The sequence below is a fragment of the Enterococcus gilvus ATCC BAA-350 genome, assembly GCF_000407545.1.
Classification (GTDB): Bacteria; Bacillota; Bacilli; order Lactobacillales; family Enterococcaceae; genus Enterococcus_A; species Enterococcus_A gilvus.
On sequence record NZ_ASWH01000001.1, the window covers coordinates 307,334 to 329,010 of the forward strand.

Here is a 21,677-nt window from a genome sequence, read left to right on the forward strand (position 1 = left end):
ATGGCAGAACAAAAACAAAATCGCCCTCGTGGTGGCGGACATGGACCTGTGGGCGCACCAGTAGAAAAAGCCAAAGATTTCAAAGGAACCATTAAGAAATTAGTCTCTTATCTGGGTGCTTATAAAATCGGTGTGTTCTTTGTAATGATTTTCGCGATTGCCTCAACGATTTTTAATATTTGGGGCCCGAAAATCTTATCAAAGGCGATTACTGAATTATTCAATGGATTAATCAAAAAATATCAAGGAACGGGCGATATCAATTTTGATAAAATCGGCGGTATCCTATTATTCATGCTAGGTCTCTACGTGGCAGCTTCTGTATTTGGGATCATCCAAGGATGGATCATGTCAACGATCTCGCAAAAGATCACGTACCGGATGCGAAAAGAAATCTCTGAAAAAATCAATCGGATGCCGATGAATTATTTCGAGAGCCGTACAACGGGTGAAGTGTTGTCTCGCATCACAAACGACGTGGATACGCTCGGACAATCCTTGAACCAAAGTTTGACACAACTGATCACTTCAACCTTCACGATCATTGGGGTTATCGTCATGATGCTTTCGATTTCAGTGAAGATGACGGGTGTGGCGATCTTGATCGTACCGATCTCACTAATTTTGATCATGATCGTTGTAAAAAATTCGCAAAAATACTTCAAGACACAACAAGAATACCTTGGTGTGATCAACGGAAAAGTGGAAGAAACCATTGGCGGCTACACCATCGTTCGTTTATTCAATGACGAAGAAAACTCGTTGACTGAATTTAAGGAACAAAACGATATCTTATTCAAGTCAGCATGGAAATCACAATTTCTTTCTGGGTTGATGCAGCCGATCATGAACTTTGTCGGTAACTTAGGGTATGTTGGCGTGGCGATCGTCGGCGGGATCATGGCGTATAATGGTTCGATCACCGTTGGGGATATCCAAGCGTTTATTCAATACGTTCGTAATTTGACGCAACCAATTGCACAATTGGCCCAAGTATCAAATATGCTGCAATCAATGGCTGCAGCGGCTGAACGAGTCTTTGAATTCTTATCTGAAGAGGAAGAAGATCAAATGGCTGAAAATCCTGTCCAAATTGACAAGGCAAAAGGAATGGTTGATTTTGAGCATGTTCAATTCGGGTATACACCTGACAAGATCGTCATCCAAGACTTTACGTCTCATGTTGATCCAGGTCAGACAGTTGCGATCGTTGGTCCAACAGGGGCCGGGAAAACAACCATGGTCAAATTATTGATGCGTTTCTATGATGTCAATTCTGGTGCGATCAAGATTGATGGGCATAACATCAAAGATTTCAATCGTGCAGATTTACGTAAAAATATTGGGATGGTGTTACAAGACACATGGTTGTTCAAAGGGACGATCATGGACAATCTTCGTTACGGTCGTTTAGATGCAACGGATGAAGAAGTCTACGCAGCAGCAAAAGCGGCTCACGTGGATCATTTCATCAAGACGCTTCCTGGCGGCTATGATATGGAATTGAATGAAGAATCCTCCAATATTTCCCAAGGTCAAAAGCAATTATTAACAATTGCGCGTGCGATCTTGGCAGATAAACCGATCTTGATTCTGGATGAGGCTACTTCGTCTGTCGATACACGAACAGAAGGACTGATCCAAGAAGCGATGAACAATTTAATGAAGGGCAGAACCTCCTTCGTTATCGCTCACCGTTTATCAACGATCAAAGATGCAGACAAGATTCTCTATATGCAAAATGGAGACATCAAGGAGCAAGGAAGCCACGAAGAACTCTTGGCTAAAAATGGTCTTTACGCGGCATTGTATAATTCGCAGTTTGAGGAATAAACAGAATAAAAACGATCAAGCCTGCCTGATAGGGCGCGCTTGATCGTTTTTTTTGATAAAAGAAATTAGTAGCGGTTTTTATCGGTGATCATTCCTGTGTTTTTATTATAAGTGATCGTGATGGAATGGCCTGAGTACTCCCCAGCTTTTGATTTGTTCCACGTAGCACTGGCTCTTGGCGGCATTCCATAGTCTTCCTTTTCCCAACTGGTGACAGTATCGGGCTTTCCTACTTGCTTTTCCAGTTCTTCAAAGTTTGACCCATTTTCGAATGAATATTTTTCATTGTCTGCATCATAATTTTTCGTAGCAATAACCACACCCTCGTAAAGCTCTTGGGTCCAACCACCAGGGAAACCGTCCTCTGGTTTGGATTGGCTAGCAGCAGGGGAAGTTGGCGAATAAGGTTGTTTCGGCGATTCATTTCCTTTGAAAAATATAAGCCCGAGTAGTAATGCCATGATGGGAAAAGCAATGCCTAGAATAATTCTCGACTTATTTTTTTTATGTGGGGAGACGTCGACAGGTGGTGTTTTAGTTGAAGGTTTTTTTGGATTCAGATAAACCGTTCCGCAATAATCGCATTTCCAACCATTTTCCACCTGATGAAACGTTTTGCTCCCGCAGTTCATACATTCTTTATTTTTCATGATAACGGCCATCCGATCCATAATTTTCAGGGAAATCATCTGGATATTTTCCTAATCCAGCACGAGGGTATTTTTCCGGGAGGCGATTAAACGCCACGTATCTCACGAGAGGTGTCACGTAGCTTACTTTATCCCCTTCAAAGTAAACGTTCGGCTTTCCCTGCTTTTCATACACGAATTGTTTGGAATAATTTCCATGCGAACGATCATAAGCAATAATGAGAAGTGCTCGGACTTCCCGCCAAGTTAAAAGTCCTTGCTGCCAGCTCTTTCTGATCATTTTGACCTCATAAGAAGAGGCTTTGTTGTTCTCGTCAAATGAAATCGTTAAATTTTGTTTGATTTTTTCAGCGTCGGTGATGATTTCATCGGGCTTCCCCCAAAGCCTTAAAATATCTTGGCTAGAGTATTGATCGAAGTCCGGTCCGTAAGCAGTAAAAAAGCCTCCTTCGCGGTAATACATTGTAACGGAAAATTCAGAATCAGGGTTTTCGATGATCATGTCCTCTTTTGGTGGTTGCTTCACGCGTTCCTTTTTAAATGTGTCATGATCCTTTTGAGCAGCTGCTACGCGTTGTTCAAACTCAGCGGTCTTTTCTCCACCATATTCAGCAATCGAAGCTTCGGCTAATTCAATGGCTTCTTGATTCAGTGAAAGCTCAGCGATTCGGACATTCCGCTCCGGGTTGCTCAATTCACTGGCGGAATACTCTTTTTTCTCAAGAGGCTTCGACTCGGACGAGGTGAGTGAGTGGGGCTTAGTTGTCCGTGAAACCTTTTTTGGTTCAGAAATAAGGCTAGAGGTGAGTGCCAGCAGGGCAACGAGGACCAATAACGTGATCCGAATGATCGGCGGTCTTTTTTGACGCCTGTTTTTTTCCTGTGAGTGTTCCTCTTCATCTAGTTCATATACGGTGTGACAGTAATCACATTCATACCCTTTTTTTGTTTTATTAAAGTGATTGCCACCGCAATACTTACAAACTAACCCTTTCATAGTTCCCCCTACTCGTTTTGAAAAACGACAAAACAAATTCTCTCATTTTTTAATCTGAACAGCTGTAGTTACTAGATGATACCACGGAGCAATTATCGGAGGAAAGGCACGGTAAGATAATTTTATAAAAAACAAAAACCCTAATTGAACATTTTTTTATAAATTTAAAAATAAGTTCAAGTTTGACTCTGATTTAGAAAGGCTTTAGTTTTAATTATAGAGAATAAGTTCGTTTTAGTGAATTAAATTTCAAAAAGAGGTGTTTTTAATGATGGAGAAAGAGAAAGAATTGTTAGTGGAGTATGGCAAGCTTCTGATTTCAACTGGTTTAACAACTGGCACAGGAGGCAATATCAGTATCTATAATCCTGACGAGCAAATAATGGCGATTACGCCAAGTGGAATCGATTATTTTGAAATGACAGTAACGGATATTGTTTTACTGGATCTTGATGGGAAAGTCGTAGAAGGGAAGAGAAAGCCATCAAGTGAATGGCAAATGCACGTGATTAACTACCAAAAACGTAGTGATACTATTCGCGCGGTGGTGCATGCACATTCGACATTTAGCTCGATTTTAGCGACCTGCCGCAAAAGTCTTCCAGCATCGAACTATATGATAGCGATTGCAGGCGGCGATGATGTTCGTTGCTCAAAGTATGCCACGTTCGGTACAGAGGAATTGGCAGAGTATGCATTTGAAGCGATGGAAGATCGTTATGCCTGTTTTTTGGCAAATCATGGACTGCTGACCGGCGGTTTCACATTAAAAGAAGCATTTTCAGTAGCGGTAGAAATCGAGCGGTTGGCCGGTTTGCATATAGGTGCTTCGCTATTTGGCTCACCAGTAATACTAGATGAATCAGATATGAAAAAAGTACAGGAACGTTTTCCTAGCTACGGTCAGTGAAGGGTTTTTAGTACTAACAAAGGAGTGGAAAGATGAGTAAGGTTGTGGTTGTCGGAGATACATTTGTTTCAAGTGATACCCTAAAAAAGGCGGCTACTTTGATGGCGCTTCCTGAACCTGTTGAAATTGTTTGTTTGGAGTGGCGCAGTGATGACTCTCTGGAAGAATTTCAACGGAATTTAAAATTGATTGAACAAACAGGGCCGGAAGCGTTGGCGACATCCCCTGAGATTATGGAAGAAATAACTGATGCAGATTTTCTGTTTGTTCATCTTGCGCCTATCCCGCGTAAGGTGGTAGAGGCGGCTAAAAATTTAAAGCTAATTGGAACTTGTCGCGGAGGTGTAGAGCACCTTGATATAACTGCTGCAAAAGAGAAAATGATCCCCATCATCCATGTGATTCGAAATGCTGAACCAGTAGCGGATTACACGATAGGGCTGATTTATACAGTAACGAGAAATATCGCCCTTTCTCATGCTGAAGTTATGAAGGGGCGCTGGGCTAAGAAATTCCCCAATGACTCCTATCGTACCACGCTGCCTAATCAAGTCGTTGGATTAGTCGGATTGGGTCATATCGGAAAAATGGTAGCAAAGCGTCTGAATGCTCTTGGTGTGAAGGTCATCGTTTATGATCCGTTTATTGATCAAGAAAAAGTGAAGAAATCAGAACTTGATGTATATTTTACTTCAATAGAAGAGTTGTTTAGAGAAGCGGATATTGTTTCTTTGCATATGCGTGTAACGTCAGAAACAGAAAATCTAATAGATGAGAATTTATTGGCAATGATGAAACCCAGTGCATATTTAATTAATACAGCACGTCCGGGATTGCTTGTAAAAGCAGCATTTATCGACGTGCTAAAAAAGCAGAAAATTGTTGGGGCAGCAATTGATGTGATTTGGGAGGAACCGTTGGCGCTGAATGATCCTTTATTAGAGTTAGACAACCTGATTATCACTTCACACATTGCAGGAGATACTGTTGACGCAATACCCAATTCTCCGTTTCTGCTAGCGCAGACAGTCCGAGAGTATTTGAAAGCTGGGGAAAGCGAGTTTCTTATTTAAAAAAAGCGTTCCTGAGAGTTGAGTTCTCAGGAACGCTTTTCTTTTTATACGCGGTCGTAGTCTTCTAGACGAATATCTTCCAATTCTTCTTCGTTGAAATTAAGATCTTTGTCTAAAATTTTCTCAACAGCTCGAATTAATGAGGCAGCATCTAAACCATATTTTTTCAGTAAATAAGGTTTTGATGCACCGTGTGTCCATTCATCATTGATTCCTACCTTGATTAATTGTTTATGCAACTGATGCTCCAGCATCACTTCACCTACAGCTGTTCCTAATCCTCCGATAGTTACGTGATTCTCCATCGTAACTACCCCGTGTTTTACCTTTTTAATTGATTCTACTACCAGAGGATCGGTAAAGGGTTTGAGCGTCGTGATGTGAACGTGCTGAACGGAAATCCCTTTTTGTTCCAGCCATTGTGTTGCCCTCATAGCTTCTTCTGTACAAATGCTGCTGGAGAATAAAGCAACGTCATCGCCAGATGAAATCACGCGTCCTTTATTAAATTCCGTCGGTTTATCTGGAGAGAACAGACGGGGGATTTGTCCTCGTAACATTCGAACATAGATGGGTCCATTGACTTCCTTGCAGATATTTAAGGCAGATTCCACGTCCGTAGCATCACCGCAATCAAAAATCGTCATGTTTGGAATCGTACGCAGAATTCCAACATCTTCAATCGACTGATGCGTGACACCGCCGGGTGTGGTAATCCCTGGCACGAATCCTAAAAGAGAAACAGGCAGATTGGGGTAGGCAATCGACATTTCTAATTGGTCTAACGGTCTGCGATAGAGGAAAACGGCAAATGTGTGTAAGAAGGGTCGGAATCCTTCGCGCGCCAGACCAGCCGCCCAACTCAACATATTTTGTTCAGCAATCCCCATAGACAAATATTTTTCTGGGAATACTTTTGGGAATTCCTTTATTTCGCATGAGGTACCTAAATCAGCCGATAAAACTAAGACGTCTTCATTTTCTTCTGCAAACTTTATCATATTGTTTGAATGTACATTCGATTCAATTTTCATAATAAAACTCCTTTCCGTTTTCGATTACATTTCGTTGTAAAACTTAGCATATTTGTCGAATTCTTCTCCTTGTTTTAAACGGACAAAATGTAGGATAGGTCTTCTTTCGTTTAAATATGGAATTCCTTGAGTGGGGTCCGTATAACAAAGGATGACTAGCGGTTTATTTTTTTCGCCCTGTTTCGCGGCTTCTTCGATTGCTTGGATATCGTGACCATCCACTGAGATCGCCTTTGCACCAAATGCGGTGAACCGATCTTCTAAAGGTTCGATGGCCATGACTTTTTTTGTCTCGCCTTCGACTTGCTGCCCATTGATATCAACCAATAAAACAAGATTATCTAGTTCATAAAAGGCTGCCGCTTGAATGGCTTCCCATAGTTGTCCTTCTTCCATTTCTCCATCGGACATCATGACAAAGACGCGTCCTTCTTCACCACGTAATTTCCGAGCATGTGCAGTGCCGCCAGCGACACTGATTGCTTGATCAAGTGTTCCTGCCGCGTTTTCAAAGCCAGGTGTATGATTTGCTCCAATCATTTCCATGGAATAACCATCACGATTGAACATTTCCAATGCGGCTTCATCTAAACGGTCTGCTTCGATTAAAGCGGCATAAACAGGAGCTGCATAATGTGCAGGTGAAATAAAGAACCGATCATACGGTGCTTTTAATGATCCGTGGTAGGCTGCCCCCTGAATATAATCCATGTTTTCTTTTGACGGAGTTCCTGGAAATTTTTCGGGTAAGCGTGGGGCCTCGCTTTTACTGAGATGTAAAACACGTAAATACAAAGTAGCGAAAAGTTCTGCAGAAGAGCAAGCTTGCGAAAGGTAACAGCCGTTTCGTTCGAGTGTCAATTTTAATACGTGTTTGCGAATGTTTGTTGCCGCCATTTCGACATCAGCGATTGTGTAATTGTTTTCCATGATAAAACTCCTTTGTTATAGTATTGTATTTATTTTTGACCATAGTTATTTTGATAGAAATCAAAAACCTCAGAGATATACTCGTCATCCAATGGCTGCAATTCAGGATTTAATGAACGGGCATAAAAAACACTCTGAGTGGTTTCTTCTAAAATGACCGCATTTTTCAGGGAGTGGGTAGCAGATTTTCCTACGGTGAAAACACCGTGGTTTTTTAATAGTATTGCTGGACAGTTTGTTTCTTGGTAGCACCGGACGATCTCGGCACCGATGGCCTTTTCACCAACGGCAGCGATTTTAGAGAGAGGGATCGTTTTTCCAAAAACGGCTGCAGAAGTAGTTGTATAAATAGGAAGAGATTCTCCAGCGATCGAAAAAGCAGTTGCGTATGGAGAGTGCGTGTGTGTGATTCCGTAAACTTCAGGACAATGATTGTATACATATAAGTGTGATTCTGTATCAACGGAAGGAGATAAACGTCCCTCAATCACAGTTCCTGCTAAATCAACAACAATCATGTCGTCAGGTGTTAAATCATCAAAATGAATACCGCTGGGTTTGATGACCACGTATTCCGTCTCAGGATCTTTTGCACTGACATTTCCGCTCGTCCACAATACCAATCCATTTTTAGGAAGCGCTTTATTTTCCTTGCATACCGTCTCTTTTAGTTGCTCAAGCATAGCAATACCTCCAATGTGTTTTTTACATTATTTCACTATAAAGAACAAATGTCAATATAGAGATAGAGTTTCGGGGTGGAATTTTGTTTAATATAGTCAAAAAAATCACGTGTAAACGTTTACAATAAAGTGTTGACATCCATAAAAAGCCGTGAGATACTTTTCATAAGTTCTAACAAGTGAAAAAAAGTTCAAAAAATAAAGGAGGAATCATTATGGAGTTGTTACAAAATATTTTAAGTTCATTTGGTGCTGCTGTCGTTGTACCCGTAATGCTGTTCATCGTAGCCTTATTTTTGAAGGTAAAACCTAAAAAAGCGTTTCAATCTGCTTTGAATGCCGGTATTGGGCTGACAGGATTCAATTTAATCGTCAATTCGTTCGTTCCAATCGTTACACCTGTAATCAATAACATGGTTGAACAAACGGGTGTAAAGTTGCCGGTATTTGATACTGGCTGGCAGGCGACTTCCGTTATCGCATATTCTACTCAGGTAGGTGTGATTTTCTTAGTTGTCGGCTTGGTTTTACAAGTGGCTCTATTCTTAATTAAATGGACCGATGTATTTATGCCAAGTGATATGTGGAATAACTATTCTTTCATGGTTTGGGGCTCAATGATTTATCTGATTACAGACAATATGCCGTTAGCGATGGCCTGCATGATTATTCAGAACTTATATGTCATGTTATTGGGTGAAGTGATTGCTATGCGCTGGGCAAATTATTACAATTTGCCAGGTACGACTTTGACGGCACCGCACCATGTAACTTCGGTGCCTTATGCAATTATAATGAACTGGATATTAGACAAATTAGGTGCAGGTAAGATCAATTGGGACCCTGCCACATTGAAAAAGAAATTAGGCTTTTTAGGTGAACCGATCACTTTAGGATTGTTCTTAGGGCTGTTAATCGGGATTATGGGGAATTTGAATACGTTAAATACGTTAGATGGCTGGGGCAGTGTACTTACTATGGGATTAGCGGTATCAGCTGTAATGGCGGTATTCCCTAGAGTAGCCAGTATCTTTGCTTCTGCATTTACCAGCTTGACAAATGCGAGTAAAAAGACAGCGAAGGGCAGTGGTAAGAACCGTGAATGGATGCTGTCGGTTAATGATGCTGTGGGCTATGGTGAGCCCGCAACATTGATGACAGGTCTGATTTTGATTCCTATTATGGTTTTGTTGGCGATGGTTTTACCAGGAAATGAGACATTGCCGTTAGTTGACTTAATCGCATTGCCTTATATGGTAGAGATGATCATCTGTGTTTCGAAAGGAAACATCTTTAAAGGGGTGATTTCTGGCGTCATTTGGTTTACGATTGGTTTATATGTATGTACGTTAACTGCTCCATACTTCACGGAAGTTGCTTCTCAAGTTGGGGTAAATATTCCAGAAGGCGCTATGATGATTACAAGCTTCGGGATTTTATATAATCCTGTGATGGCATTGATTTTCTTGGCATTCTTGTCTGGAAACTTCTTATGGATGGGAATTGTAGTAGTGCTTTACTTAGCAATGTATGTCCTGTTCAAGAAAAATAAACAAGCCGTTTGGAGCTTTTTGGAAGGAGAAACACCTGATAATACTCCAAAAGAAAAGGTGGTAGCATGAAGGCGTTAGTCAAAACAGAACCTGGCTACAACAAAATGGCATTATTGGAAATCGAGACTCCTTGTCCGAAAGACAACGAGGTCTTGATAAAAGTAGCTTATACAGGGATTTGCGGAACGGATATTCATGGCTTTAAAGGGGAATATGATCGTTTGAAAACACCGCTAGTTTTAGGTCATGAATTTTCCGGTGTTGTTGAAGCAATGGGGGAAAAGGTGACCAGTGTAAGCATAGGGGATCAAGTTACCAGTGAAACAACATTTGATACTTGCGGTGAGTGTGAATATTGTCAAAATAAGGAATACAATCTTTGTTTAAATCGTAAAGGGTTAGGCAGTCAAGTTAATGGAAGTTTTGCGGAATATGTGCTGACCCGAGAAGAGAGTATACACATATTAGATGAAAAGATCAGTTTACTAGCTGCAGCCATTACTGAGCCGATTGCCTGTGGGGTACATGCAAGCATGGAGAAGGTTCAAGTGCAAAAAAATGATGTAGCAGTCATTGTGGGACCCGGTCCAATAGGGTTGTGTTTAAGCCAAGTGTTAAAAAGCGCCGAAGTGAAAGTGATTGTTGTAGGGATCACTCAAGATGCCGAACGATTAAAAACTGCAAATGAATTAGGTGCGGATCGGGTGATTGATTCATTGACAGAAGATGCAGCTGCAATTATTGAAGAATTTACACATGGTAAAGGTGCCGATTATTGCTTTGAGTGTTCAGGAGCGGCACCAGCAATTAAGGGGATATTCGATTATTTGAAGCAAAAAGGTACTTTAGTACAGATGGGTGTCTTTGCCAAAAATTTAAATGAATTAGACATGAATTCCATCGTACAAAGGGAAATCAACGTCATCGGCTCAAGATCACAAAAACCGTCGACTTGGCATTTGACGCTGGATTTGATGAAACAAGAGAAAATCAATGCAGAACGGTTGATCACGAAAATTTATCCATTGGAGCAATGGGCAGAAGCGATTGAACAAGTGATGGCTGGAAATGAAATCAAGGTTGTTCTGCAACCGAATAAAGGATAGGCAGGGATGTATATGGTAGAAAAAAACCTCGTGGAAAGAAATTGCATTTTGCTGGATCAAGAAATTCATTCCTTTGAAGAAGTGATTCAACTGATTGGTAAGGAATTTGAAAGCGCGCAAATTGTTAAACCGTCTTACGTAGAAGCGGTAATTGAAAGGGAAAAAGTTTTTCCTACGGGTTTGGCGGCTGATGGACATACCATTGCGATTCCTCATACGGACCCAGAACATGTCTTGCGTCCTGGGATGGGTGTCGTTGTAACGAAAGAGCCGATTGAAGTATCCATGATGGGAAGTCCGGATATTAAATTGCAAAGCAATATTTTCTTTCCGTTGGCAATGGAACATCCGAAGAAGCAATTGGACTTACTGCGTCAATTAATGAGTATTTTCAAAACGAAAGAAGACCTTGATACGATCCGAGCAGCAAAAACACCAGATGACGTTTTAGCTGTAACGAGTAAAATAAAATGGTAAGAATCACCATATGAAGAAAGCGCTATATTATAATGAACAAAAGATTTACTAAAAGAAGTAAAGGGTTATTTATAAATAGGAGGGTCAATGATGACAGAAATCAAAGTATTATCTGTATGTGGTTCAGGTACGGTAAGTTCAGCAATGGTTGGTGAACGAATTGTTGAGTTGTTGGAAGAGCATGGTTACGAAGCAGAGATCCAAGAGGTAAATCCTGGGATGGTTAAGGGTGCCGTCGCTAATGGGGACATTGATTTAGTTGCCTTTACCAGCCCTATTGATCCTGCTGATGCTGAAGGGATTCCGCAAATAAATTCTGTGGGATTGCTTACAGGTTTGGACGAAGATACATTTTTAGAAGCTGCATTGAAAGCCTTAAAAGAGATGGGAAAATAAAGGGTAAAAGGGCTGGATCGTGTATCCAGTCTTTTTTTGAAAGGAATTTCAGATGAATTTAATTGCTATAGATCTTGATGGAACGGCATTGGATTCCAGTGGTAAATTACCCAAAACAGTTGCGCAAGCGATTCAACAAAGAGCCCAGAATAAGAAATACAAATTTGCTTTTTGCTCAGGTCGGCCAATGTCTGGTGTTTTTTCTCATGCGATGGCTGCTGGGATATCTGCGGAGTATCATGTTGTTGCAAATGGCGCGATGGTTCAAAATGGAAGAGGAGCGAGAATCGTAGAAGAGCTACTTGCTTTTTCTGCGTATCAAGAATTGACAGCGTTTTGCTGTGAAAATAAGCTGACATGTATTGCCGTCGATGATCAAGGAGCGACGACTTCCTTTTCATCGATCAATCTCGGTACACTAGAATTTTGTTTTTTAACGAATACGCGCTTAGAGGTTCGTCCGATAGAAGAAGTGGCTGCAGATGAGAAATATTCAAAATTGCTTATTTGTGATAACCCCGATATAATAAAACAGAATAAAAGTATGATAGAGAAGCATTTTTCTAAACGCTATTCCTGTGTCCAAGGCTACCCAACGATGATAGAATTCGCCAAAAAAAATGTGGATAAGGGAAGCTCATTATCAAAATTAGCCCAATATTACAGACTTTCAGACAATCAAGTTTTTGTGATTGGCGATAATGGAAATGATCTTTCATCTTTTAAGCGATTCTCTCAATCAATCGCGATGGGAAACGCAACAGATGAATTAAAACAAGCAGCTAAATGGCATTGTCCGACAAATGATGAAGATGGTGTCGTAAGGGCATTAGAAATGATTGATGACTTTATTACATAATTGGAAGATGACAATTCAGTATTCGAACTAGGAGGAAAAAATGGCGAACGATATTTCTACATTATTAAAAGTAGCAGAACTATATTATTTAGATAAAATGAATCAAAACGACATTGCGAAAATAATTGGGGTATCTCGTCCATCTATTTCCCGAATGCTAGAAGAAGCACGCGAAAAGCAAATTGTTAAAATATCGATTGAAGCCCCTTTTGAACGCAACAATACGTTGATGATGCAGTTGAAGGAAAAATATGACTTATTAGAAGTTATTGTGGTTAAAGGATTAGGCGATTACGAATTTGATTTAGACAATGTTGGAAAAGCGTCGGCAGACTATATCAGTAATGTTTTAGCCAATGATCGACTTTTGGGAATTTCTTGGGGTGCGACTGTCGAAAAAATGGTGAAGAATTTTCTGGATCACGAATTGGAAAATGTTCACGTGGTGCAGTTAACGGGGAGCTTGGGTCCGAATCGAACGGTGATGGATGGCAACGAACTTGTTTTTCGTCTAGCACAAAAATTGAACGGGAGGCATGAGTTTTTTAATGCACCTGCGTTCGTTAACTCACGAAAACTCCAGGAAGAGCTATTGGCACAACCCCAAATTGATTTAAATATTTCACTTGGACGAAAGATTGATGTAGCATTCAGCGGAATTGGAAATATCGAGACAACACGTAATACATTGGTTTCTTCTGGAATTTTAGACAATCGCGATCTGAATGATCTGGTAGCTGAAGGCGCGGTTGGGACGATGATTGGCCGGGCTTTCGACATTGAAGGAAAAGAGATTCAATACCGCAATCAGTTTCCGATTTCAAGCGGTCTAGATTCATTACGCTTGGCCCCAATCAGTATTGGAGCTGTCTGCTCGAAGAAGCGGGCAACAGCGACGCTCGGTGCAATCAATGGCAAGTTGATTAATGTGCTTATCTGTGATGAAGAAGTAGGGTATGAGTTATTAAATAATTAAACAAAAAAGCTGTGCCGCTTGAAAATAGTTCAAGCGGCACAGCTTTTTTATTTAGTAACTATCTACTCGTTTTTGTGGCTGGGTCCAATCTGCGTTCTACCAGACCTAAGAGCCAGTCAGTCATGATGGCCATTAAAGCTGTCGGTAATGCACCAGCTAGGATGATGGCTGTTCCGTCTGTCGCATTTGTTCCCCGAATGATGATGTCCCCAAGTCCACCGGCACCAACGAATACACCGATTGCAGTGATCCCTATCGCAACAACTAATGCGTTACGGATACCTGCCATGATAACTGAGACAGATAGCGGCAGCTCGATCATATATAATCGTTGCCAATTCGTCATGCCCATTCCTGTTCCGACATCCAAGGCATTTCTATCCACCTGCCGCATTCCAGTGTAGGTGTTCTTGATGATCGGTAACAAGGAGTATAAGAAAACCGTTAAGATTACAACATTGACACCAAGTCCCATTCCAATCATTAAGACTGAGATCATGGCTAATGAGGGAATCGTTTGGATCACATTGGCCAAACGAATGACCCAGCTAGCCAGCTTCGTGTGGCGGGCGATGAAAATCCCTAGTGGAATTCCCACGATCGCAGCGAAGATCACACCATAGATCGAAATCAAGAAGTGGCGGACAAATTGAGCGAAAATGATGCTGCCGTTTGTTTGATAATATTGGATAAATTGTTGAAAGGTATTCAGATTTTCCATTACGCTCACTTCCCTTCGAAATAGTTATGTTCTTTTAGAAATTCTTCTGCCACAATTTGCGGTTCAACCAAATCATTATCTGCTTTATAATTTAATTTTTGCATTTCTTCAGTAGATATTTTTCCACCTAAGCGCTCCATCGCATCTTTGATTTTTGGATCGGATTTCAATAATTTATTCGATACGATCGGTGCTGCATCATAAGGAGGGAAGAAACGTAAATCATCTTCCAACATGACAAGATCATAGCTTGCGATTCGTCCATCCGTAGAATAGCCTAGTACGATATCCATTCTTTTGGCTGCTAATGCATCATAGACCAAGCTGACTTGCATAGGCAAGATCGAAGAAAATTCAAATCCATATGCTTGCTTGAATCCTTCATAGCCATCGCCTTTACGAGTGATCCACGAGGTATCCACACCTGCACTTAACTCACCCGCTACACGTTTCAAATCACTGACTTTTTTTAGATTATATTTCTCCGCAGTGTCTTTTCGAACTAAAAAGACATACGTATTGTCAAATCCATAAGAAGGGAACCAGGTTTGATCAAAACGCTTTTCAAATTCGTTGTGTACGATATCGAAGGCTTTCTTCGGATCTTTTTCAGCCGGTAATTGCAAAATCGAAGACAAATCCGTTCCTGTATAACGCGCGGCAGAAATCGAAGCGTCGTCTTTCAACATGGCCTGATGATTGATCATGTTTGTTGCCAAATTATTAATCACGGTGGTGTCCTTGTCTGTGTAATGTTCCACCATGCCTGCAACGATACTTCCTAATATTTGCATTTCAGAAGTGATCCCGCCCGTAACCGCGATCGTATCTTCGTTATCATTCGATGCCAATCCAGGAAAAGAGCAACTACTCAGAAAGAGCAGCGAGAGTCCGAGTAAAGCCAAGATTTTTAATTTTTTCATTCTTTACTCCTCCTCCTTTAGCGCTGCGGGTGTCATACGGTCTTCTAAGAGCCCCAACAATAAGTCGACGATTAGTGCCATCAAAATGACAGGAACCGTACCTGCAATGATTAGCGGAGGCTGGAAGTTGTTTAGACCACTGAAAATCAGGTCTCCCAGCCCGCCAGCTCCGATATATGAAGCAAGCGTCGCCCATGCAATAACATAGACAGCGGCCAAGCGAATTCCTGCCATGATCGTTGGAACCGCAATGGGGAGTTCCACAGTAAAGATCGACTGCAAGTTTGTCATCCCCATGCCCTTAGCGACATCGCGATAGTTGCTGTCGACGTTTTTCATCCCAATAAAGGTGTTACGCAAAATTGGCAATAACGAATAAATGAATAGCGCGATGATTGCGGGAAATTTTCCAACGCCAAAGATGGGAATCATCAGTGCTAGTAAAGCAAGTGATGGGACTGTTTGCAGGACGCTGGCAACACCGATCACAAAACTAGAGATTTTTGGTAAACGTGTCAACAAAATGCCCAAAGGAACGGCTACTAAAATACCGAGTCCTAGCGCAAGAGCGGAGATGTACAAGTGTTCCGCGCTTTTTGTCAGCATTTGACTTCCGTATTGATTGAAGAATGCTTGCATGATTACGCCTCCTCGCTTGTTATGCTTTCAGCCGCATCTCCGAAAGTTTCTTCTTCGCCCCATAGCACATCATAAATGATATCTACCAATGAGACTCTTGTAAGGATACCTACAAGGTGTTTCGCGTCGTCTACTACGGGCACATATTTTACGCCGCGTTTCAAAATACGCTGCAGGCTGTCTCGAACCAGCGCAGATTCTTTTACATAGAAGACATTCGGATTGATAATATCTCCGATACTAGAGGCTTTTCCACGACGTCGTTCCTGGTCGATGGTTTCAATATCAACAAAGCCTTTCAAAATGTTGTCTTCATCCACGATCAGCAATGTATCCACTCGTTTCTCACGCATCAAGCGAATCGCATTTTGCAGGCTCTTCTCAGGAGTAATAGAAACGGCAGTGTTCATCATGATCTCGCCAACAGTCGTTGTGTCGGGTTTTGCTTGAAGCAAGCGATCTTCTCCTAATAATTCTTCCACGAAATCATTCGCAGGATTTTGCAAAATATTTTCGGGTGTATCAAATTGGATCACTTTTCCGTCATCCATGATGGCAATACGACTCGATAATTTTAATGCTTCATCCATGTCATGTGTAACGAAAACGATAGTTTTTCCTAGACGCTCCTGTAAGTCTTTCACAAGGTCTTGCAGAGAGTCACGGGTAATTGGGTCCAAAGCACCGAAGGGTTCATCCATCAAAATGACATCTTGATCGGCAGCGAGCGCACGAACAACCCCGATCCGCTGTTGTTGTCCGCCAGATAACTCATGAGGATAACGGTCAAGCATATCCCGAGGCAATTCAACTAAATCGATCATTTTTTCTGCGGTTTTATTTTGCTCTTCTTTGTCTACCTTTAATAACCGTTGGACAAGTGTGATATTCTCACGGATCGTCATGTGGGGCATAAGCCCAATATTTTGGATCACGTACCCAATTTGGCGTCTCAACTCAACAGGGTTTTTCTTTTGAATGTCTTCACCGTTGATGGTAATGGTCCCTTTTGTTGGATCGATCATTCGATTGATCATTCGCATCGTCGTTGTTTTTCCGCTACCACTAGTACCAATCAAACAAATGAATTCACCTTTATCAAAAGAGAGGTTAACGTCTTCGACAGCTACTTTGTTTCCATTATATATCTTAGAAACATGGTCAAATTTAATCATTTTTTCGCTCCTTCTTCATGTTAAGGAAAAGGATTCCTTAATTATTTTCATAAAATATTTTTCTCAAACAGTATATAAAACTGACAATTTACCTGTACAAAAATGAACAGGTTTATAATTTTAGTATGCAATAAAGCATGATTAAAAACAAATAACTAGCTCATTTTTAGTCAGAACTAAGCGCTGTCACACGTTGTTTTTGATTATAAAATAACCTTTTCATAAAGATAGATGTCGGGATTATTTATTAGTTAAAGACGATAAATCGTAGAGATAAAAAACGTTTTTTTAAGTCGAGAAAACAATTTTGCATTTTCTGTTGATTGCTATCCGTTTTTTTGAGTCACAGAAGACAGCCTCGTACTTTTCAATGCCGATTTACCATGATAGAATAGCGGAGGAAAAGAGGAGAAGCTATGTTAACCACAGAAGATTTTGATTTTGAGTTGCCTGAAGAATTAATTGCCCAAACCCCTCTAGAAAAACGGGATAGTTCGCGATTATTGATCTTAGATCGTGAAACCGGCGATATTGAGGATAAACATTTTGATGAAATTATTGAAGAGCTGAACCCTGGAGATGCGTTGGTCATGAATGACACACGTGTACTGCCTGCTCGTTTATATGGAGAGAAACCTGAAACGGGGGGACACTTAGAAGTCTTGCTCTTAAACAATACGCAAGGGGATGAGTGGGAGACGTTGATCAAGCCTGCCCGTCGCGCAAAAGTAGGAACAGAGATCGTTTTTGGAGACGGCCGTTTACGTGCGGAGGTAAAAAAAGAGCTTGAACACGGAGGACGGATCGTGGAGTTTTCTTATGAAGGCATCTTTTTAGAGAACTTAGAATCACTGGGGGAAATGCCGTTACCTCCTTATATCAAAGAACGGTTAGAAGATCCTGAACGCTATCAAACCGTTTACGCTAAAGAGAACGGTTCTGCAGCGGCACCAACAGCAGGATTGCATTTTACACCAGAATTGTTAGAGAAAATTGCAGCAAAAGGAGTGAAGCTGGTTTATTTAACCTTACACGTAGGGTTAGGGACCTTCCGACCAGTCAGTGTAGACAATATTGCGGAACACCAGATGCACAGTGAATTTTATCGTCTGACGGAAGAAGCTGCTGTACAATTAAATGATGTGCGCGACAGCGGCGGAAAAATCATCGCAGTTGGGACGACATCGATTCGTACACTAGAAACAATTGGTACGAAATTCAATGGAGAGATCAAGGCGGACAGTGGGTGGACAGACATATTCATCACACCGGGGTATGAGTTTAAAATCGTCCAAGCCTTTTCAACGAACTTTCACTTGCCAAAATCGACATTGGTCATGCTAGTCAGTGCGTTTGCCGGTCGTGAAAAGACGTTGGCGGCTTATCACCATGCCATCGAAGAACGCTATCGCTTCTTCAGTTTTGGAGATGCGATGTTCGTGAAATAGAGGAAAAGAGAAGGCCAGCGATCTGTTCGCTGGTTTTTTTGCGTAAAAAAAAAGCCAGGCTCTCGACTGCCTGGCTCTTAGAATATCGGAAGGATTAGTTCATTCGAATTTTATATTACTTTTAATGATACATGCAAAGTATTACATGAATTTCTTGACTATAAACATAAATATTTGTTTTTACTACGTTTTCACTTTTATTCAGTTTTAAAGAAACTTTTTTTCTTACGTATCTTTTTTACTTGTGTGTTTGATGTACTACTCAACCTGTGATACGCATTCACTATTTATAAAGAAATACTTCACACGCATACTATTGACAACTTTTTCGGTGAATCTTGTATTACTAACAATTTTATTGTTTACTTTTTTCTACTTTCTTATCGAGAAATCCTTCGAATGATCTAAGTTCCTCCTTCCTTGTATCTATAATATAGCACACCCTATTTAAATTTGGAAGCGATTTCACTTAGTTATTTTGAATAATTTATTTTGTTACTTTTTGAGTAAATTTCAAGGTGTATACTTTGAATTCACTGACTTTTCTATGTTATAGTAATAATATAGGCGGTATTTTTATAACATAAGGAGGAATAGGATGGATCCATACAAAGAAAAAATAGAAACTGTAACTAATGAATATGATGCCAATTTAGAGAATGGCTTAAGTAGTTCAGAAGTTGAAGAAAAATTAAAAAATAACGGAAAAAATAAGTTTGAAGAAGCCCCGAAAGAATCTTTGGCAAAAAAATTCTTTCTTAGTTTGACTGATTTTACGACAATTATTTTATTAGTGGCGGCAGTGATTTCGCTCTATACAGCGATTGCTACTGACCACGGCGATTATTTTGAGAGTTTTCTGATTATTGCTATCGTAGTAATTAATTCTGTATTAGCCATTGTACAAGAAGGAAATGCGGAAAAGGCATTATCTGCTTTGCAAGACATGAACAAGCAAACCGCAAGTGTCATGCGAGATGGAAAGCAAGAGCAAGTGGATGCGGAAGAATTAGTTCCGGGAGATACTTTATTACTTGAATCTGGGTCATTGATTACCGCTGACGCTCGTATTGTTGAAGCCTCTCAGTTGCGCGTGGAAGAATCCGCTTTAACAGGTGAAAGTGAACCTGTGATGAAAGATCCTGAATACATAGGTGAGGATGGAGCAGCCCTTGGCGATCGAGTAAATATGTTGTACAAAGGCTCAACCGTAGTGAACGGACGCGGAAAAGCGGTTGTTACTGCGACAGGCATGCAAACCGAGATGGGGAAAATTGCAGGTCTTTTGAATAGTGATGAGACGCAAAAAACACCTCTGCAAAAACGATTAAATCACTTAGGGAAGCGTATTAGTTTAATCGCTTTAGCAGCTGCGGCTTTTGTGTTTTTTATTGGTGAAATGCAAGGCGAACCTATGCTGGACATGTTCATTACAGCTATCTCATTAGCCGTCGCCGCGGTTCCAGAGACGCTGACAGTTATCGTTACATTAACCTTGGCATATGGGGTACAAAAAATGGCGAAGAAAAATGCCATTATCCGCAAATTGCCTGCTGTTGAAACATTAGGTTCTGCGAATGTGATTTGTTCAGACAAGACAGGAACGCTGACGCAAAATAAAATGCGTGTCCGCCGAGTTTGGACGCATGGCGATTCGGTGGTAGATACTGAAGAAGGTATGACCGATGAGGCGATGGAAGTTCTTAGTATCGCAGCTTTGTGTACCGATGTCCTCGTAGAAAATGACGACAATGAACTTGAAATAAAAGGAAATCCTACGGAAGCGGCGATTGTTCGCGCTGTAGAAGAAAATTACCATACAAAAGCTGAACTTGAAGAAAAATATCCGCGAATCGGTGAAATTCCTTTTGACTCTGATCGGAAAATGATGACGACTGTACATAAGCGCGGGAAAAAGTTTATCTCTATTACAAAAGGGGCTTTTGACGTTCTTTTGCCGAAATTCCATTATGGAGATGTTGACCAAGCGGCAATTGTCAATGACCGTTTCGGGAAAAAGGCGTTGCGCGTGATTGCGGTAGGTTTTGCGATTCACGATGAAGAACCAAAAGAAATCACTTCCGAGGCGTTGGAAAAAGATTTGCGTTTGATGGGACTGATCGGTATGATCGATCCACCGCGCCCAGAATCAAAAGATGCCATTGCCCGTGCTAAAAAGGCGGGAATCAAAACAGTCATGATCACCGGAGACCACGTGGTGACTGCTGGAGCGATTGCCAAAGAATTAGGGATCATGAAGTCTCGGAAAGAAGCTCTTTCCGGCGCAGAATTACAAAAATTAACCGATGATGAACTGGATGAACGCGTGAAGGATTTATCTGTTTACGCACGAGTAACGCCAGAGGATAAAATTCGTATTGTTAAATCATGGCAGCGTACTGGAGCCGTTGTCGCAATGACCGGTGATGGGGTGAATGATGCCCCTGCGCTGAAGGCTAGTGATGTTGGCTGTGCCATGGGAATTACCGGGACAGACGTAGCGAAAAGTGCAGCTGATATGATCTTAACCGATGATAATTTTGCAACGATCGTGGATGCTGTAGCGCGAGGACGCTCGGTTTATCAAGGGATTCGTAAAGCAATCAATTTCCTATTAAGCTGTAATATCTCCGAGATCTTTATCGTAGTTATCGCAATGTTATTAGGATGGGGAGCGCCATTTACAGCAGTTCAATTATTGTTTGTTAACGTAGTAGCTGATGGATTGCCTGGTTTTGCTTTAGGAAGAGAACCGGCAGAAGCTGGGATTATGGATGAGAAGCCGATTCCGCGTGATGAAGGGATTTTTGCACGGGGATTGTGGCAAAAGATTGGTTTAAATGCTGCTATTTTTACCGTAGTGACTCTTATTGGTTTTTATGTAGGCGCCTTTGTTGAGCACGTAAGCTACTTTACACCGCCTAGTTTAGAAGTAGGTCAAACGGTTGCCTTTCTAGTATTGGCTTATTCATCAATTTTACACGTATTCAACGTACGCAGCAGTAAGTCGATTTTCAAAATAGATTTGGCGACTAATAAATCGCTAGCACAAATGGCTTGGTTAGCATTAGCGATCACAACAGCCATTGCCTTGATTCCACAAACACAAGAATTGTTCTATCTGGTACCAATCAGTATGACACACTGGATGATTGCGATCTTACTTTCAATTGTTCCGATTATTGTGACGGAACTTATTAAGTTCCATAAAGCACCAGAAGTTGATCCAGAGAATATTTAATAGCTAGCAAAGCCCCCTTCGATGACCGTCATCGAAGGGGGCTTTTGTGTGTC

The 21,677-nt window shown here is 41.1% G+C and carries 20 protein-coding genes; 11 read left to right on the forward strand and 9 right to left on the reverse strand.

The features are described from left to right. Positions 1-1,833: an ABC transporter ATP-binding protein gene (locus I592_RS01515; protein ID WP_010781999.1), complete on the forward strand. Its 1,833-nt coding sequence runs from the start codon at positions 1-3 to the stop codon at positions 1,831-1,833. Positions 1,834-1,898: 65 nt separating this feature from the next. Here I592_RS01515 and I592_RS01520 read toward each other — a convergent pair whose 3' ends face one another. Then, positions 1,899-2,483: a hypothetical protein gene (locus tag I592_RS01520; protein ID WP_044926353.1), complete on the reverse strand. Its 585-nt coding sequence runs from the start codon at positions 2,481-2,483 to the stop codon at positions 1,899-1,901. Beyond that, positions 2,473-3,480: a DUF4947 domain-containing protein gene (locus I592_RS01525; protein WP_010781997.1), complete on the reverse strand. Its 1,008-nt coding sequence runs from the start codon at positions 3,478-3,480 to the stop codon at positions 2,473-2,475. The genes I592_RS01520 and I592_RS01525 overlap by 11 nt, the downstream gene beginning before the upstream one ends. Positions 3,481-3,751: 271 nt before the next feature. Between I592_RS01525 and I592_RS01530 the strand changes: the two genes are divergently transcribed. Further along, positions 3,752-4,390, forward strand: coding sequence for an L-fuculose-phosphate aldolase (locus I592_RS01530; RefSeq protein ID WP_208856166.1), 639 nt, complete (start codon positions 3,752-3,754; stop codon positions 4,388-4,390). A gap of 32 nt (positions 4,391-4,422) precedes the next feature. After that, the gene (locus I592_RS01535) at positions 4,423-5,463 is read left to right on the forward strand and encodes a 2-hydroxyacid dehydrogenase (protein WP_010781995.1); all 1,041 of its coding nucleotides are present in this window, start codon (positions 4,423-4,425) and stop codon (positions 5,461-5,463) included. 44 nt (positions 5,464-5,507) lie between these two features. Here the strand turns inward: I592_RS01535 and I592_RS01540 are convergent, their stop codons facing one another. The 3 genes from I592_RS01540 to I592_RS01550 are packed head-to-tail and all read right to left on the reverse strand — an operon-like array spanning position 5,508 to position 8,110. Continuing rightward, entirely contained in the window at positions 5,508-6,497 is a 990-nt protein-coding gene (locus I592_RS01540) for a transketolase family protein (RefSeq protein ID WP_010781994.1), read from the reverse strand. A gap of 24 nt (positions 6,498-6,521) precedes the next feature. Then, complete coding sequence (locus I592_RS01545) at positions 6,522-7,427, reverse strand: transketolase (protein WP_010781993.1); 906 nt, start codon at positions 7,425-7,427, stop codon at positions 6,522-6,524. Between the two features lie 29 nt (positions 7,428-7,456). Beyond that, entirely contained in the window at positions 7,457-8,110 is a 654-nt protein-coding gene (locus tag I592_RS01550; protein ID WP_010781992.1) for an L-ribulose-5-phosphate 4-epimerase, read from the reverse strand. Positions 8,111-8,325: 215 nt separating this feature from the next. Between I592_RS01550 and I592_RS01555 the strand changes: the two genes are divergently transcribed. The 6 genes from I592_RS01555 (at position 8,326) to I592_RS01580 (ending at position 13,477) form a co-directional block, all read left to right on the forward strand. Next, positions 8,326-9,732, forward strand: a complete 1,407-nt coding sequence (locus I592_RS01555; protein WP_010781991.1) for a PTS galactitol transporter subunit IIC — start codon at positions 8,326-8,328, stop codon at positions 9,730-9,732. After that, complete coding sequence (locus I592_RS01560) at positions 9,729-10,769, forward strand: zinc-dependent alcohol dehydrogenase (RefSeq protein WP_010781990.1); 1,041 nt, start codon at positions 9,729-9,731, stop codon at positions 10,767-10,769. The genes I592_RS01555 and I592_RS01560 overlap by 4 nt, the downstream gene beginning before the upstream one ends. Before the next feature lie 6 nt (positions 10,770-10,775). Further along, positions 10,776-11,246 (forward strand): PTS sugar transporter subunit IIA, encoded by a 471-nt coding sequence (locus I592_RS01565; protein WP_010781989.1) that lies wholly within the window; start codon positions 10,776-10,778, stop codon positions 11,244-11,246. 90 nt (positions 11,247-11,336) lie between these two features. Next, positions 11,337-11,642, forward strand: coding sequence for a PTS sugar transporter subunit IIB (locus tag I592_RS01570; protein WP_010781988.1), 306 nt, complete (start codon positions 11,337-11,339; stop codon positions 11,640-11,642). Between the two features lie 52 nt (positions 11,643-11,694). Beyond that, positions 11,695-12,501: a Cof-type HAD-IIB family hydrolase gene (locus I592_RS01575; RefSeq protein ID WP_010781987.1), complete on the forward strand. Its 807-nt coding sequence runs from the start codon at positions 11,695-11,697 to the stop codon at positions 12,499-12,501. 40 nt (positions 12,502-12,541) lie between these two features. Further along, complete coding sequence (locus tag I592_RS01580; protein WP_010781986.1) at positions 12,542-13,477, forward strand: sugar-binding transcriptional regulator; 936 nt, start codon at positions 12,542-12,544, stop codon at positions 13,475-13,477. Between the two features lie 58 nt (positions 13,478-13,535). Here the strand turns inward: I592_RS01580 and I592_RS01585 are convergent, their stop codons facing one another. Genes I592_RS01585 through I592_RS01600 form a run of 4 tightly spaced genes read right to left on the reverse strand, consistent with a single transcriptional unit; the run spans position 13,536 to position 16,935 of the window. After that, the gene (locus I592_RS01585) at positions 13,536-14,198 is read right to left on the reverse strand and encodes an ABC transporter permease (protein ID WP_010781985.1); all 663 of its coding nucleotides are present in this window, start codon (positions 14,196-14,198) and stop codon (positions 13,536-13,538) included. A 5-nt stretch (positions 14,199-14,203) separates the two neighbouring features. Then, positions 14,204-15,121 (reverse strand): osmoprotectant ABC transporter substrate-binding protein, encoded by a 918-nt coding sequence (locus I592_RS01590; protein WP_010781984.1) that lies wholly within the window; start codon positions 15,119-15,121, stop codon positions 14,204-14,206. Positions 15,122-15,124: 3 nt separating this feature from the next. Further along, positions 15,125-15,760, reverse strand: a complete 636-nt coding sequence (locus tag I592_RS01595; protein ID WP_010781983.1) for an ABC transporter permease — start codon at positions 15,758-15,760, stop codon at positions 15,125-15,127. A 2-nt stretch (positions 15,761-15,762) separates the two neighbouring features. After that, positions 15,763-16,935 (reverse strand): betaine/proline/choline family ABC transporter ATP-binding protein, encoded by a 1,173-nt coding sequence (locus I592_RS01600; RefSeq protein WP_010781982.1) that lies wholly within the window; start codon positions 16,933-16,935, stop codon positions 15,763-15,765. 416 nt (positions 16,936-17,351) lie between these two features. Here I592_RS01600 and queA point away from each other — a divergent pair, with 416 nt between their 5' ends. Continuing rightward, positions 17,352-18,383: a tRNA preQ1(34) S-adenosylmethionine ribosyltransferase-isomerase QueA gene (gene queA / locus I592_RS01605; protein ID WP_010781981.1), complete on the forward strand. Its 1,032-nt coding sequence runs from the start codon at positions 17,352-17,354 to the stop codon at positions 18,381-18,383. Positions 18,384-18,981: 598 nt separating this feature from the next. Continuing rightward, positions 18,982-21,624, forward strand: a complete 2,643-nt coding sequence (locus I592_RS01610; RefSeq protein WP_010781980.1) for a cation-translocating P-type ATPase — start codon at positions 18,982-18,984, stop codon at positions 21,622-21,624. Positions 21,625-21,677: the final 53 nt, after the last annotated feature.